15 protein-coding genes are annotated in these 14,500 nt (G+C 69.6%); 11 read left to right on the top strand and 4 right to left on the bottom strand.

From position 1 onward, the window contains the following. The first annotated feature begins 12 nt into the window (after positions 1 to 12). Positions 13 to 696 (top strand): hypothetical protein, encoded by a 684-nt coding sequence (locus BpN12_RS20535; RefSeq protein ID WP_246797291.1) that lies wholly within the window; start codon positions 13 to 15, stop codon positions 694 to 696. 452 nt (positions 697 to 1,148) lie between these two features. On the opposite strand, the gene BpN12_RS20530 is transcribed toward BpN12_RS20535, so the two are convergent. Further along, entirely contained in the window at positions 1,149 to 2,678 is a 1,530-nt protein-coding gene (locus BpN12_RS20530) for a methyltransferase regulatory domain-containing protein (protein WP_246797290.1), read from the bottom strand. A 355-nt stretch (positions 2,679 to 3,033) separates the two neighbouring features. On the opposite strand from BpN12_RS20530, the gene BpN12_RS20525 reads away from it, so the two are divergent. From BpN12_RS20525 to BpN12_RS20490, 8 genes are all read left to right on the top strand, one after another. Continuing rightward, positions 3,034 to 3,315, top strand: a complete 282-nt coding sequence (locus BpN12_RS20525) for a hypothetical protein (RefSeq protein ID WP_246797289.1) — start codon at positions 3,034 to 3,036, stop codon at positions 3,313 to 3,315. Positions 3,316 to 4,078: 763 nt separating this feature from the next. Continuing rightward, positions 4,079 to 5,194 carry a SpoIIE family protein phosphatase gene (locus BpN12_RS20520; RefSeq protein WP_246797288.1) on the top strand — a complete coding sequence of 372 codons (1,116 nt, stop codon included), beginning with the start codon at positions 4,079 to 4,081 and terminating at the stop codon, positions 5,192 to 5,194. A gap of 12 nt (positions 5,195 to 5,206) precedes the next feature. Next, a complete protein-coding gene (locus BpN12_RS20515; RefSeq protein WP_246797287.1) occupies positions 5,207 to 5,770 on the top strand; it encodes a SiaB family protein kinase in 564 nt (187 codons plus the stop codon). A 23-nt stretch (positions 5,771 to 5,793) separates the two neighbouring features. Continuing rightward, positions 5,794 to 6,180, top strand: coding sequence for a DUF1987 domain-containing protein (locus tag BpN12_RS20510; RefSeq protein WP_246797286.1), 387 nt, complete (start codon positions 5,794 to 5,796; stop codon positions 6,178 to 6,180). A gap of 9 nt (positions 6,181 to 6,189) precedes the next feature. After that, the gene (locus BpN12_RS20505; RefSeq protein ID WP_246797285.1) at positions 6,190 to 6,915 is read left to right on the top strand and encodes a GGDEF domain-containing protein; all 726 of its coding nucleotides are present in this window, start codon (positions 6,190 to 6,192) and stop codon (positions 6,913 to 6,915) included. 262 nt (positions 6,916 to 7,177) lie between these two features. Next, entirely contained in the window at positions 7,178 to 7,423 is a 246-nt protein-coding gene (locus BpN12_RS20500) for a FeoA family protein (RefSeq protein WP_246797284.1), read from the top strand. Then, on the top strand, positions 7,420 to 9,285 hold the full coding sequence (gene feoB / locus BpN12_RS20495; protein WP_246797283.1) for a ferrous iron transporter B: 1,866 nt from the start codon (positions 7,420 to 7,422) through the stop codon (positions 9,283 to 9,285). Before BpN12_RS20500 ends, feoB begins: the two co-directional genes overlap by 4 nt. Beyond that, complete coding sequence (locus BpN12_RS20490) at positions 9,282 to 9,650, top strand: DUF6587 family protein (protein WP_246797282.1); 369 nt, start codon at positions 9,282 to 9,284, stop codon at positions 9,648 to 9,650. Before feoB ends, BpN12_RS20490 begins: the two co-directional genes overlap by 4 nt. Positions 9,651 to 9,818: 168 nt before the next feature. Here BpN12_RS20490 and BpN12_RS20485 read toward each other — a convergent pair whose 3' ends face one another. Both BpN12_RS20485 and BpN12_RS20480 read right to left on the bottom strand, forming a co-directional pair. Continuing rightward, a complete protein-coding gene (locus BpN12_RS20485; protein ID WP_246797281.1) occupies positions 9,819 to 10,451 on the bottom strand; it encodes a hypothetical protein in 633 nt (210 codons plus the stop codon). Further along, the gene (locus BpN12_RS20480) at positions 10,448 to 10,999 is read right to left on the bottom strand and encodes a glycoside hydrolase family 108 protein (RefSeq protein WP_246797280.1); all 552 of its coding nucleotides are present in this window, start codon (positions 10,997 to 10,999) and stop codon (positions 10,448 to 10,450) included. The genes BpN12_RS20485 and BpN12_RS20480 overlap by 4 nt, the downstream gene beginning before the upstream one ends. A gap of 412 nt (positions 11,000 to 11,411) precedes the next feature. Here BpN12_RS20480 and BpN12_RS20475 point away from each other — a divergent pair, with 412 nt between their 5' ends. Together BpN12_RS20475 and BpN12_RS20470 are read left to right on the top strand one after the other, a co-directional pair. Next, on the top strand, positions 11,412 to 12,038 hold the full coding sequence (locus BpN12_RS20475; RefSeq protein ID WP_246797279.1) for a glutathione S-transferase family protein: 627 nt from the start codon (positions 11,412 to 11,414) through the stop codon (positions 12,036 to 12,038). Positions 12,039 to 12,294: 256 nt separating this feature from the next. Then, positions 12,295 to 13,404, top strand: a complete 1,110-nt coding sequence (locus BpN12_RS20470; RefSeq protein WP_246797278.1) for a transketolase-like TK C-terminal-containing protein — start codon at positions 12,295 to 12,297, stop codon at positions 13,402 to 13,404. 121 nt (positions 13,405 to 13,525) lie between these two features. Here BpN12_RS20470 and BpN12_RS20465 read toward each other — a convergent pair whose 3' ends face one another. After that, a complete protein-coding gene (locus tag BpN12_RS20465; protein ID WP_246797277.1) occupies positions 13,526 to 14,251 on the bottom strand; it encodes a LuxR family transcriptional regulator in 726 nt (241 codons plus the stop codon). Between the last annotated feature and the right edge of the window lie 249 nt (positions 14,252 to 14,500).

The following is a 14,500-nucleotide window of genomic DNA, read 5'->3' as shown; positions in this document are numbered from 1 at the left end:
GCACGGTCTCCGTTGTCGTCGCCACCGCCGTCGCCGTTGATCGACAGGCCGCCTGAGCCGGCGACGGCCGGAGACCGCGACGGGCTCGCCGCACGTGGCGATGGCGGAGGCGGCGCGAATCCCCCCGCCCTGCTGCTACCGGGCAGCGCCAGCGACAATGGCGGACTCGCGCCCCGCGGCGGCCCCGCCGGCATCGGCGCGAGCCCCGCGTCAACGCCGGCCTCGGACAGCGGTACCGACGACGACGAACCCGCGGCTCGCGGCGACTGCTGCGGCATCGACGCAAGCCCTCCCGTACCGCTGGCCCCGGGCAGCGATACGGCGATCGGCGTGCTCACGGCTCGCGGCGAATGGGCCGGCATCGGCGCGAGCCCCGACCTGCCGCCAGCTTCAGACTGCGGCGCGAGTGGGGGCGCGCTCGCGAGCCGCGGCGACGCCAGCGGCATCGTCGGGAGACCGGACCCGTTGCCGGCTTCGGGCAGCCGCACCGGCGACAGCGGGCTCGCGCCGCGCGGCGACGGCGGAGGCGGCGCGAATCCCGCCTCGCTCAGCCAATCGGACGGCGCCACCCGCCATGGCTGCAAAACCGGCGGCACCGGACTGCGGGAGGCAGCCGGCACTCCCGGTCTGCCGTCGCCGACAGCACCCGGCCCGGAGAGCGACGATGACGATCTGGTGGCCAGACCGTTCTCATGAGGCAGGCCGGAACCGTCGCTCCGTGGTGGCTTCATCGGGATGTTCCTTGCGTGGGGTTGGCACGCCATCGAACACAATTTTCATGCCACCGCCCACCACCGACTTCGCCTCGCGATATCCCGCGCCCTGCGCGCCTGGTCCGATCGGCTGCCGGGTGGAAATCCACCCACTCCGACTTCGTGCCGGGTGAATTCCCACCCAGCTCAACGCCGCCTGCCGACGCGCCGCCGCCAGCACGATTCCGACAGGATGTGCCGGACCGATTCGATTCGAGCGCCTGCCCGGCGTCGCCGTGAGCCTGCGCTTCGGGCAGAGACGCGCCAGCCGATACGGAACTGCCACCGCCCAAGGTGAGCAACACGCCCGCCATGGCGCCCGGTCGATCCATAAGTCATTGCGCCGCCTCGGCGATGGCGGATCGACGCAATCAGGCGGCGCGAACGCCCCCCGTTTCACCCGATCCCCAGCGCCAGCAACACCGGCAAATGCACCCGCGCGAATCGCTCCGCCTGCGCGACGCGCTCGGCCAGCACCGCCTCCGCGACCGGCTCCCCCGCCGCCATCACACCCGCCGCGAACTCGCCCCATTCACGCGGCCCGGCCATCCCGCGCCGCCGCGCCAGCAGGAACAGCTGCGCCACGCGCGGCACGCGGATCCCCGAACCCGACACCGGGCTCGCCAGGAACTGCACCGCGTCGCGGTCGGGCGCCTGCTCGCAGATCGCCGCGTTCAGGCGGTCCGCGGCTGGCCGCGCCGCGTCGATCCGCGCCTCGTCCTGCGCGTTGAGCAGCGCGCCGGTGCCGACCAGCAGCATCACCGCCCCGGCCAGTTGCGCCAGCGTGATGCCGCGCTCACGAACGCGCGATTCGAGCTGGCCGAGCGTGGCGGGCCGATGGTCCGCCAGCGCGTCGAGAATCGGCCCGTACAGCGCCTCGGGCAGCGCCGCCTCGCCGAGCGCGCCGCGCACCTTCAGCACCACGGCCGCGCGCGGCAACGCCAGCACCACCCGCTGCATGCGCAACGCGGCGTCGCGTTCGGCGGCATCGAGCCGGCGCGGCGCCTTGATCCAGTAATCGCGGCGCAGCGAACGGTTCATGCAGACGTCGCGCACGGTCTCGCGCTGCACCGGATCGGCGATGCGCGCCAGCAGCGCGCGCTGCGCCGCGTCGAGGTTGAGCGCGTCGAGATGGTCGCGATAGTCGGCCGAGCCGGCATAAACGAGGTCCGCTCCGGCCAGCGACGCCGCCACCTGCCGGAACGACAGGGCCTGCCAGTCGCGATTGAAATATTCGTGCGCGAGATATTGCGTGTCCTCGCGGGCCAGCGCCTCGACGCGTTCGGCCAGCGCCGGGTTGGCCACCGCGTAGCCGGGCCGCGCCGCGAAGACCTCGCGCGCGAACTCGACCGCCGCCTTCACGCCCTGTCGCGTGCGCGCCTCGCTGCTCCCGCCGTCCGCGCCCGACGCCGCCGCGCCGGCCTGGAAGTGCCCCATCATCAGCTCGCGCACGGGCAGCATCGCGGCCCAGCCGGGCTGCGTGTTGTAGCTCAGGTAAAGCACGCCGCCGGGCTTGAGCTTGCGGTGCAGGAATCCGGCGATCAGCGCGCGGTTCTCGTCGGACACCCAGCTCCAGATGCCGTGCATGCCGATGAAATCGAAATCGGGCAGATCCTCGCGCCGGCAGAACTCGGCGAACCGCTCGCCGGACAGCACGGCAGGCAAGCCGGCCTCGCGCGCGAGCGCCTGCGCGAAACCGGCGTGGACCGCGTTGAAATCGGTGCCATGCCAGCTCGCGCCGGAGCCGGCCGCGTGGATGTTCACGCTCACGCCGTAACCGAAGCCAAGCTCGCAGGCGGCCTGCACGGCCGGCGCCGCATAGCCCGCCCGCAGCAGCGGCAGCGCGAGCCGCAGCGGATCGAGTTCGTCGCAATAGCCGAACGTGTAGGCGATCTCGTCCACCTCGCCGGTTTGCCGCTCGCTCATCTGTCGTGGTTCCCGTGTCTGTTGCCAAAGAGGCCGGCCTCGGCGGCCGGCGAAGTCCGACACAGTACCGCCCCGACGCGAAAAGCAGAATGACGGCTGCAGCGCGACGCTCCCGCCAGACCTTTCCCGCCGCTTTCGGATTTCATCTGATGAAACGCGAGCGCGGCCGCGGCCGGCGGGCGCCCGCTCCGCGTACCTGCCCGAGAAGCCACGCCCGGCGTGCGCCGCTTGCTTGCCGGCCGCACTTTGACCGGCGCCGAGGTTGAAATCGTCGCCCATGACTTTTACACTGCCACGGCGTGAACTCATGAGAGCACCGATGAGAACGGATCTCGATGCGTGTCCTGACATTCTGATGACAGGTACCCCGGACGCGGTCGACACTTACCTCGTGCGCCGTCTCTGGGAGGGCGGCCCTGCGGCGCCCGCCCCCCATATGGTCGTGAACTGGCTGCGCGTGCTGAAGACGCGCGGCGAGCCGTTCGCGTCCCATGTCGCCGCCTGCCACTACTGGCTCTACGAACACCGTCGCGGCTACGATCACGCCACCGTGTTCCGCCCGTTGCGCGGCGAGACCGGCTGGCTGTCGCGGCCCGGCGCCGGCGCGTCGCGCAACCCGCGCGGCAGCGACAGCTGACGCGCCGGCCGGCCCCCGCCCCGCTCGACACGCCGGCATGACGCTTTCATGTCGCGTCACGCGCGCGCCTCGTTTCAGCTCATACGATGGCCACGCCCGCCTCCGGGCGCTTCGCGGATCCGCTCCGATCCTCGTGCGACCGGCGCGGCATGCTCGCCACCTCCGGGGCAATCATGCCGTGCTCGCCGGTCGACGAAGGAATTGCAATGCTTCGGATACCCAATCAATTCGCGGTGCATCTCGAGCCGCGTCGCCGCGCCTCGTCGGCCCATCAAACCGGCGGATCGCATCGCGCGGCGGCACGCGCCGCCTATCCCGCCCGGCGATCGCGGGCACCGCGCTGCGCTGCCCGCGCAGATCGCTCCGCGCCGCTCGCGCCGTCGCATTCTCATGAGGAAAGCGCGAACGCCTCGAGCGGCAGGCCCGCGCGCTCACTGATTCCGGACAGGCAAGGCCGCGCGAGCCGGCCCGAACGGCACGCCGCGCGCAGCCCCGACGCCTCGACGCGGGCAAGCGTTAAAACGTTTGCCTGTGGTCCCGCGTCGGACTGTGATCGAAACGGAGCCGGCGCAACCGCGCTTGTCACATAAGTTACATGTAGACCCGTTAGCGTCCGGTGTTTCTTCACATACCGGCTCGCGTCGCCATGCATCCAGCTTTCTCGCGATTTCGCCGCCCGTCGACATCCAGCGATCCGCGCACTGCCGGTGACCTCGGTCACGATGTCCCGGCCGTGGATGCCGGGGATCCCAACTCCCTCGTCATGGAAATCTTCTCGACGCATCGCGAGATGGGGAGCCTGGCCGTGCTCGAGGACGGACGCCCGATCGGCCTGATCAATCGCAACATCTTCATGTCGCAGATGAGCAAGCCGTTCCACCGCGAGCTCTACGACAAGAAGAGCTGCATCGCGTTCATGGACAAGGAACCGCTGGTGGTGGACGCCGACGTCGGCATCGAGGCGCTGGCGTTCCGCACCGTCGAGACCGGCGAGAAGGCCCTGGTGGACGGCTTCATCGTGACGCGCGACGGCCGCTTCTCGGGCCTCGGCAGCGGCCTGCAGCTGGTGAACGCGGTGGCGGAGATGCAGGCGGAGAAGAACCGCCAGATCATGCAGAGCATCGAGTACGCGAGCGTGATCCAGCGCGCCATGCTGCGCGCCTCGAGCGAGACGCTCTCGACCCGGCTGCACGACGCGGCGATGATCTGGGAACCGCGCGACGTGGTGGGCGGCGACTTCTACCATTTCTCGGCGCTGCCGCACGGCTGGTTCGGCGCGGTGGCCGACTGCACCGGCCATGGCGTGCCGGGCGCGTTCATGACGATGCTGGCCTCGGCGTCGCTGTCCAAGGAGCTCGAACAGCTCGGGCCGCGCGATCCGGCCGCGCTGCTCGCGGCGGTCAACCGCAACGTCAAGAGCCTGCTCGGCCAGGCCAACGGCTCGGCCGAACGCGCGCAGTCGAACGACGGCCTCGACGCCGCGGTGATCTGGTTCGATGCCGCGCAGAGCGTGTTGCACTTCGCCGGCGCGCGGATCGCGCTGAACCTGCTGCCGCCCGACAGCCCGGAATTCCAGACGATCGCGCCGGACAAGATGGGCGTGGGCTACGTGGACAGCCGCGAGGACTACACCTGGAACCTGCACTCGCTGCCGGTGGCGGCGGGCAGCCTGCTGTTCATCTGCACCGACGGCCTGACCGACCAGATCGGCGGGCCGCGCAACATCTCGTTCGGCCGGCGGCGCGCGCTCGACGTGATCCGCCAGCACCGCACGGAATCCCCCTCGGCGATCTGCGAACATATCCGGCAGACGCTGGGACAATGGCAAGGCGGACAGCCGCGCCGCGACGACGTCACGTTTTTTTGTGCCCGTATCTAATCGATTCCACGAATGTTTCAACTACTCGATCAAGACAGCGCGTTTTTCGATCTGGCGCAGCGACGCAACGTGCTCTTCTATCACAAAGGTTTTTTCTCCCATAACATCGTGGCTGCCATGAGCGAGGTGGTGAAGCTGCAGCTGGAAGTGGCCGGCGTGACCGGCCCGACCCGCCGCAAGCTGTTCTCCTCGTTCGTCGAACTGTCCCAGAACATCGTCCATTACTCGTCGAACGCGCTGCAGGCGGGCGAAGGCGGCCGCGGCGACGTGCGCGAGGGCGCGGTCTGCATCTCGCAGAACGGCGAGCATTACGTGATGTGGTGCGTGAACCCGATGGCGACCAGCCAGGTGGAAAACCTGCGCGCCAAGCTCGAGCCGCTGCGCAACATGTCCGTCGAGGAGATCAAGCAAGCGTATAAGATATCGCTGCGCGCCGAGACCCCGGAAGACAGCAAGGGCGCCGGCCTCGGCTTTCTGACGATGGCGCGCGATGCGAGCGCGCCGCTCGAGTTCGCCTTTCACCCGCGTGCCGACGAATCCGGAATCACGCTGTTCTGCCTCATGGCCATCATCTGAGCAGGAAGACACACATACCAGCCATGGATAATCTTTTTATTGCAGCCACGACGACATCGCCCGAGATCGACTTCCGTTTCGATCAGCACCGGCTGTCGATCAAGGGCGAGTCGTACCCCGAGAACGCCGCCGCGTTCTACGCGCCGATCATCGACACGATGCGCAGGTACCTCGCCGAGAGCGCCGGCGCCGCGATCACGATCGACGTCGCGCTGACCTACTTCAACAGCTCCAGCACCAAGATGCTGTTCAGCATCTTCGACGCGCTCGACCAGGCGGCCCAGTCAGGCAGCCGCGTGTCGATGAACTGGTATCGCGACGAGGAAGACGAGACGATCGCCGAGTTCGGCGAGGAACTGAAGGCCGATTTCGACGCGATCGAGTTCAACGACCGTCCCGTCGCGCACTAAGGAAGGCCAGTGACTTCGACGTCCTCCCCCAACGTGCATCCGGGTGCCGCGCCGGATCTCTTCGAGACCGAGAGCGCGGCGCTGGAACGGGCGCGCGCCACCCATTGCGCCACGGATGCCGACGCCGCGGCGTACCGCCAGTCGCTGGGGGAGCTCATCGAGCACTTCGAGCGCCTGATGCGCGAAACGCGGCGGCTGATCGGCCGCAGCGACCGGGCCGAGCGCGACATGCAGGCGCTCGCCAACCAGATGGCGCACCGCGCCTCGCATGACGCGCTGACGGGCGTGCTGAACCGCAGCGCCGTGATCGAACGCACCGCCAAGACCCTGCGCACCAACAACGCGGCGATGGTGGTGCTCGACATCGACGAGTTCAAGCGCATCAACGACGATTTCGGCCACCCGACCGGCGACGCGGTGATCCTCGGCGTGGTCGACTGCCTGCGCGGCATCGTCGGCGAGCGCGGCTTCATCGGGCGCGTCGGCGGCGAGGAATTCACGGTGATCCTGCCCGCCTGCGACGCCGACGAGGCCGCCCTGCTCGCCGAGCGGATGCGGCGCGCGATGAGCGACTCGCTGGTGGTGCCGCCCGTCGACCGCCCGATCACCGCCAGCTTCGGCGTCAGCATCAACGCGGCCGGCACCAGCTTCGACACCGCCTACGGCATGGCCGACGAGGCGCTCTACCGCGCCAAGCGCGGCGGCCGCAACCGCGTGGAATTCACCGACCAGTAAGCGGCGGCGCCAACGGCATCGGCTGCATCGGCTGCATCGGCTGCATCGGCTGCTTGCCCGCGCGCCGTCGCGGCCGCGACCCGGGCGCCACCGGCCGGCGGCGCGCCGTTCGCGGGCGCGCGCTCCCTCTGTTTCCCTCCGATCGGTCTCAAATAGGCTGCGACGGATTGGCGCACATAGGCGCCACTTGATTCACTCGCTGCAGCGCGGCACGTCGCCCCTCTATAATGAGAACGATTGCTATTCATACATTTCCCCTGCAATGCTCCTTTCCCATTTGGCCAAGAACGTGCCGGCGATCGTCGTCGATGTCGCGAATGTCTCCCAGCCCGATCCGATCGCCCAACGCCTGCGTGATCTGGGCTTCGTTGCCGGCGAAATGGTCCGGGTCGTCGCGCACGGCCCCTGGCGGGCCGATCCGGTGCTGATCCAGATCGGCTCCACGCGGTTCGCGCTGCGCCGCACCGAAGCGGCGCGCGTCACGGTCACGGAGGCCCAATCACAATGAACACGCTCCCCCTGCGCGTCGCCCTGGTCGGCAGCCCCAATTGCGGCAAGACCGCACTCTTCAACCAGCTCACCGGCGCGCGCCAGAAGGTCGCGAACTACGCGGGCGTGACCGTCGAGCGCAAGGCCGGGCAGTTCCTCACGCGCTCGGGCCGCACCATCCACCTGCTCGACCTGCCCGGCGCCTACAGCCTCGAATCGGCGAGCCTCGACGAGCGCGTCACGCGCGACCTGCTGCTCGGGCGCCAGGCCGGCGAGGCCGTGCCCGACCTGATCGTCTGCGTGATCGACGCCACCAACCTCCGCCTGCACCTGCGCTTCCTGCTGGAAATCCAGCGGCTCGGGCCGCCGGTGCTGGTCGCGCTGAACATGATGGACGAGGCCGCGCGACGCGGCATCACGATCGACATCGCCACGCTCGAACGCGAACTCGGCCTGCCGATCGTCGAGACGGTGGCGATCAAGCGGCGCGGCGCCGATGCGCTGATCGCCGCGATCGACGCTCACGAAACCCGTGACGGCGCACGCGCCGGCGCGCCCGCCGCGATCGCGGCCACCGCCGGCGGGCCGCCGGCCGACATCCACGCCCAGGTGCGCGCGCTACTGGCCGCGGCCGTGACGATGCCGCGCGCCACCGACGAGCGCGACGACCGGCTCGACCGCTGGACGCTGCATCCGGTGTTTGGCCTGCTGATCCTCGCGATCGTGATGTTCATCACGTTCCAGGCCGTCTACTCGATCGGCAAGCCGCTCACCGACGCGATCGGCGACGGCTTCGGCTGGCTCGGCACGATCGTCGGCGCGTGGCTGCCCGACGGGCCGCTGCGCAGCCTGCTCACCGACGGGATACTGACCGGTCTCGGCACGGTGCTCGGCTTCCTGCCGGAAATTCTCGTGCTGTTCCTGTTCATCCTGGTGCTCGAAGAATCGGGCTACCTGCCGCGCGCGGCGTTCCTGCTCGACCGGATGATGCTGTCGGTGGGCCTGACGGGCCGCTCGTTCATCCCGCTGCTGTCGAGCTTCGCCTGCGCGATTCCCGGCATCCTCGGCACGCGCAGCATCACCGACCCGCGCGACCGGCTCGCCACGATCCTGGTCGCCCCGCTGATGACCTGCTCGGCGCGGCTGCCGGTGTACGCGCTGCTGATCGGCGCGTTCATCCCGGCGCATCGCGTGGCCTACCTGTTCAACCTGCAGGGCCTGGTGCTGTTCCTGCTCTACGCGGGCGGCATCGGCGGCGCGATGCTGGTGGGCTTCATCATGAAGAAGATCCGCGGCGACCGCGAGGAACACGCGCTGCTGATGGAGCTGCCGTCCTACCGCGTGCCGCGCGCACGCGACATCGGCATCGGCCTCTGGGAACGCGGCTCGATCTTCCTCAAGCGGCTGACCGGCGTGATCCTCGCGCTGACGGTGCTGATGTGGTTCATCTCGACGTTCCCGTCGCCGCCCGACGGCGCGACCGGCCCGGCCATCGACTACACGTTCGCCGGCTACATCGGCCGCAGCCTCGAGACCCTCTTCTCGCCGCTCGGCTTCAACTGGCAGATCAGCCTGTCGCTGATCCCGGCCTTCGCGGCCCGCGAGACCGCCGTGGCCGCGCTCGCCACCGTCTACGCGGTGAGCGGCGGCGAGGGCGACATCGCCGGCCTCGGCCACGCGCTGACCGCGAACTTCTCGCTGGCCAGCGCGCTGTCGCTGCTGGTCTGGTTCGCGTTCGCGCCGCAATGCATGTCGACGCTGGCGGTGATCCGGCGCGAGACGCGTTCGTGGAAGAACGTCGCGATCTCGTTCTGCTACATGTTCGTGATGGCCTACGCGGCGTCGCTCGTCACCTACCAGATCGCGAGGGCATTCCTGTGAACAGCGGACTCGGATGGCAGTACGCCGTGATCGGCGTGGTGGTGGTCGCGAGCTGCATCGTGATGGTGCGCAAGCTCGCGCCGGCCTGGGCCTCGCGCCGCCAGACGGCACTAGCCGCGCGCCTCGGTGCGCAGCGCAACCCGGCGCTGCGCTGGCTCGGGCAGCGCCTCGCGCCGGCCGCCGCCGCGGGCGGCTGCGACTCGGGCTGCTCGACCTGCGGCGGCTGCGGCAGCCCGGACGGGCCGCCGCCGGAAGAAAGCCCGCTCACGTTCAAGCCGCGTGCCGCACGCGATCACGCGGACGCGGCCGGCGTGTCCCGCACCGACTCGCATCCCGACTCGCACACCGACACGCACTGCCGCTGACTCGCGCCGCGGGCGGCAGGCCAACCGGGCCCGCCATCCGTCGCGCGCCGTGCGTCGCCCAAGCCGTCGCCACCGGACGACGGCGCCTGCCGCCCGCTCCGCGCCCCCTGCCGCTTCCATTACCGCTTCTCCCACGGCGTGTCCCCACGCGCCTCCGCCCCGCCTGCCCTACTTGCCCGTCGTGCCCGGCGCATGGCTGCCGGGCGCCATCACCGCCCCCGGCGACACCGCGAAGTCCGCCACCTTCGCGTTCGTCATCGTCGCGTCGCTGGTCGTGCCGAACCAGAACGACAGCGTCTGCTTCAGCTCGTTGAACCAGTAGCCGATCACCGTGCCCACCGTCAGGCTCGTGGTGGCGTCCTTCAGGAGCAAGGCGTTGCCGTGGAACACGAACACGAGGATCGCGATCGCGCCGAACAGCAGCCCGAACGTGATGGTCGGGCGCACCCAGTCGCGCGGCTGCGTGGCCGCCAGCTTGCGCGCGCTGTCGCGATCGGCAGCCTCGGCGGCATACAGCGCCGTGCGCGCCGACAGCTCGGCCTGCTCGCGCTGCGCGGCGATCTGCGCGAGATCGCGCTCGTGATCCATCTCGGCCTGCTTCAGCTTGCCGGCAGCCTCGGGATCGTTCGCGAGCGCGCCCATCACGCTGTCGGGCGACGGATCGGTGCCGAGCGCCTTGGCGATCACCGACGCGGCGAGCCCGACCCCGGAGCCGACCAGCGTACCCACGCCGGGCACTGCATTGCCGAGGATCGGCGCGACCTTCGAGACTTCCGCTGCCACATCGCCCCAGGTGCTCATGCCGTCCCTCCCAATGCCCGATTGAGTTGCCAGCCGTATTCGAAGACCTTCTGGCTGGCGTTCTGCTCCGCCAGCTCGATGTAGCGCACCGACTGCTGCGCGGCGATCATGCCCTTCAGCACCGGCTGGCCCGCGCCGCCGCGCTGCGCGTAGAACGCGCGCAGCAGCGCCAGCGTGGACGGCCCGACCTGGCCGTCCACCGTCACCGCCACCTGGTTCGACACGTTCAGCACGTTCAGCGCGCGCTGCATGAACTTCACGCCGATGGCCGGCCCCATGTTGACGCCGATGTCGAGCAGCTTGGCGGCCAGCGCCGGATCGAGCGCGGCGACCTGGTCGAAGTGCGGCGCCGTCCAGTAGTTCTGCCGATAGATCTGCACGGCCAGATCGCGAGGCAGGTCCTGCATCGCGCCCTGGTAGCCGAACGCGCGCGCCGTCCCCGCGGTGATGCCGAAGTTCGTCTCGCCGCCGCGATCGTCGGGATGGTCGACGTAGCCGCCCTCGCGCGCGATCACGCCGTTGATGTAGTCGTCGGGAATCGGGCTCATCGGATCCCTCCGAAGCCGGCTTCCTTCCTAAGCATGCCAAAGTCATTCATGGTGGTCTCGCGGTAGCGGATCGTTGATGTTTCCCGCCAGCGCGGCGGCACTCGCGGCGCCGCCGCGCACACCACCTCGATGACGACGGGAATGACGCCAGCTTAGCGAGGCCGCGTGCGGCCGGCGCGGACAATCCGATGCAGATCGGCGCGCGAAAAACCCGCGAGCGCCGGCGGCGATGCCGCGAAACCGATGGTTTGACGCGCAACGCGCGCGGCCCGGCGCCGGTCCCGGCCCGGCCGCGCGGTGCCCGATGGCACGCCATGCACCGATCGCGTGCTTGCGCGCCGGTGACGTTCTCGGTACGATTGCATTTGCAATCGTACCGAGAACTCAGATCAACCTGCGGGCACGTGCCAACATGACCTCCAACAGCCTCACGTTCTATACGGCGGATACGCCGAACGGGCAGAAGATCAGCATCTTCCTTCGCGAAGCCAGGCTGAGTTACGAACAGGTGAACCTGAATCTGTCGAAAGGCCAGCAGCGCGAGCCGGCCTTCCTCAAGCTCAATCCCAACGGGAAAATCCCCGTGATCGTCGATCACGAGGCCGGCATCACGCTGGCCGAATCCGGCGCGATCCTGACCTATCTCGCCTCGAAGCACGGCCTGCTGTGGCCGAAGGACTATCGCGAGCAGGCCGTCATCAACCAGTGGCTGCAGTTCCAGATGGGCGCGATCGGTCCGATGCTCGGCCAGCTGTGGTGGTTCACGCATGGCTCGAAGACCGGCAACACCGAGGCCATCCACCGCTATCACAACGAGACGCACCGGCTGTACGGCGTGGTGGACCGGCAGCTCGGCGCCTGGCCCTACTTTGCCGGCGATCAGTACACGATCGCCGACATCGCCGCGTTCCCGTGGCTGCGCACCTACGACGAACTCGGCATCGACCCCACGCCCTATTCCAACGTGCAGCGGTGGCTCGATGCGATCGAAAAGCGCGGCGCCGTGCGCGACGGGCTGGCCGCCGTCAAGGCCGGATGACGGCGGCGCTCGCGCCGCCCCCCCGGCGGCGGCACGGCGAACCCCGTGCCGCCGCCGCACCATGCATCGCGCCCGGCCCGACCGGCGCGCCATAGTCATATAGCCCGCGAAGCCACGCGGGCACGCCCATCGACGCGGCCGCGCCAGGCCCGACCACGTTGGCGCGACGAGACCAGCCTTGCCCGACACGCGGCGCCGATCCGATCGCATCGGCGCCGCGCACGACTCACGCAGCCACGCCATCCGAGGCTTCAGAATGGACACGATGCTTCTCAAACGCACCCGACACACGGAGCACGCCGCGCAAGCCTGCATCCGCTGCATCGAGGACACCCGCGGCGACGAAGGCGGCCACGACTCGCCGCTGCTCACCGCGTCGGAACTGATCCGCAACCTGCATCAGGACGCCGTGGTCGACGGGCAGTTCTGGTTCGTCGACGACCGCGCGGACCAGCAGCAGCGCAACGCGGCGATCGGCGCGTGGCCGCTGTGGATCAGCGAACGCGCGCGCAACGACGAGCGCCCGCTGTTCTATCTCACGCAGTCCCCCACCTCGCGCCATCTCTCGATGCTGACCGCGCAGACGGCCGAGCGCGGCATCATCCTGAACGACATCGAATCGTCGCCGTCGCGCTGGGCCAAGGGCGCGCATCCGTGGCTGCCGCTCTGGCTCGCCTCGAACCGCCAGTGCATGCCGTTCGATCCGGCCTGCGGCGAGGAGGTCAAGGCGATTGTGGCCGGCGCGCTGCACGACCTCTACATGAAGGGCGAGCCGGGCTTCTGCTACCTGACGCTGCACGGCGAGCCGATCGAGACGTTCCGCTGCGACCGGACCCAGGCCTACCTCGGCATGTATCGCCTGTCGGAGCCGCGCGCGTCGCAGCCCCACGTCCGGCTGCTCGGCGCCGGGCTGGTGCTGCGCGAGGTACGCGCCGCGGCGCAGCTGCTCAAGGACGACTGGGGCATCGAGAGCGAGGTGTGGAGCTGCCCGAGCTACACCCGGCTCGCGCGCGACGCGGCCGACGCGCAGCGCTGGAACGCCAGCCTCGGCAGCTGCGCGCGCCGGACCTCGCACCTGCATGCCTGCCTGAACCGCAGCCGGCAGCCGGTGGTCGCCGTGACGGCCTATGCCGAGTTCGTCACCGCCCAGCTGGGCGCCTACCTCGACGCGCCGTTCGCCGTGCTCGGCGCCGACACGTTCGCGCCGAACCGGTGCCCGGACCGGCGCTGGATCGCCTACCGCGCGCTCAACGCGCTGACCCAGCAAGGCCAGTTCGCCGGGGCGGACCTGGCCCGGGCGCTCGATCTCTACGGGCTCGGCGAACTCGTCCCGCCGCGCCCGCACGCCGGCGGCGCGTCCGCGTGAACGCGGCGCCCTGCCCGCTCACCGCGCCCACCGTGCCGGGCCGCACGAGCCGCATCGGCTCCTGCCGGCCCGTGCGCGATGCCTACCGCGCCCAAGCCGCGCCGCGCGAGCGTCGACCCCGTCAGCCCTCGCTCAACGCGGCCAGCCCGAGCCGCGACGCGACGATCACGGCCTGCTTGGCGGTCGACACGTCGAGCTTCTGCACGACGTTCGCCATGTGGTACTTGACGGTCCGCTCGCGAATCCCGCAGATGTCGGCGATCTCGTTGTACGACTTGCCCATGGCGGCCCATTTGAGCACGGTGCGCTCGCGCAGCGTCAGCGACTCGACCCGATGCCGCGAGTCGGGCGGCTTCGCGTTGATCCTGCTGTGAAACAGCACCAGCGCGAGCTGGATCGCGCCTTTCACGTGCTCGATCTCGGCCCGGAACTCGGGCCGCCCGCCGCGATTGAAGAAGCTGAGCATGCCCATGTACTGGTACGGATCGTGGACCGTGAACACGTAGCCGTCGTGAAGCTCGAACTCGCGGCGCAGCACCTCGAATTCCGACTGATCGGGCAGCCGCTGCTGCCTGAACGCCTCGGCCCACGAAAACGGCGCGACGCTCTGGATCGCATGCAGCACCACCGGATCGACGCGATGAAACGCGCGGCGCCGGTATTCCTGCTGCAGGGCGATCGGATAGCTCGAAAGAAAGCAGCCGATCTCCAGCGAATTCTTGTCGATCATCGCGTAGGCGAACGGGCAATCGATCTCGGCGGGCAGATGCTCGATCAGTACGGCCAGGCTCGGATCGTCGCCCAGCCGGATCAACGGCGACGCCTTGTTGGTTTCACCGCCCATCATGCGTTACCCCTGCGCAGGCAGGCCGGCCGCCAGCGATGCGCCGCGCGCCCTCGCGCGTTCGCGCCCGGGGCCGGCGCGTACCGGCGCGCGCCGCGTGGCGCATGAGAAACATGCGGCGCGGCCGGGCACGGCCGGCCACGCAATGCGGATCACGAACGATCCACGGGATTTCAGCTCGACAATCTGCCTCGCGCTCGCGACGACGGAGAATGGCTGCATGGACTGCGGTCTCCTGTCTTGTTGGTTTTT

The sequence above is a fragment of the Burkholderia perseverans genome (assembly GCF_022870505.1).
In the GTDB taxonomy this organism is placed as follows: domain Bacteria; phylum Pseudomonadota; class Gammaproteobacteria; order Burkholderiales; family Burkholderiaceae; genus Burkholderia; species Burkholderia plantarii.
The sequence above is the reverse complement of the archived record's forward strand: the minus strand, read 5'-3'. Positions and strand labels throughout refer to the sequence as shown.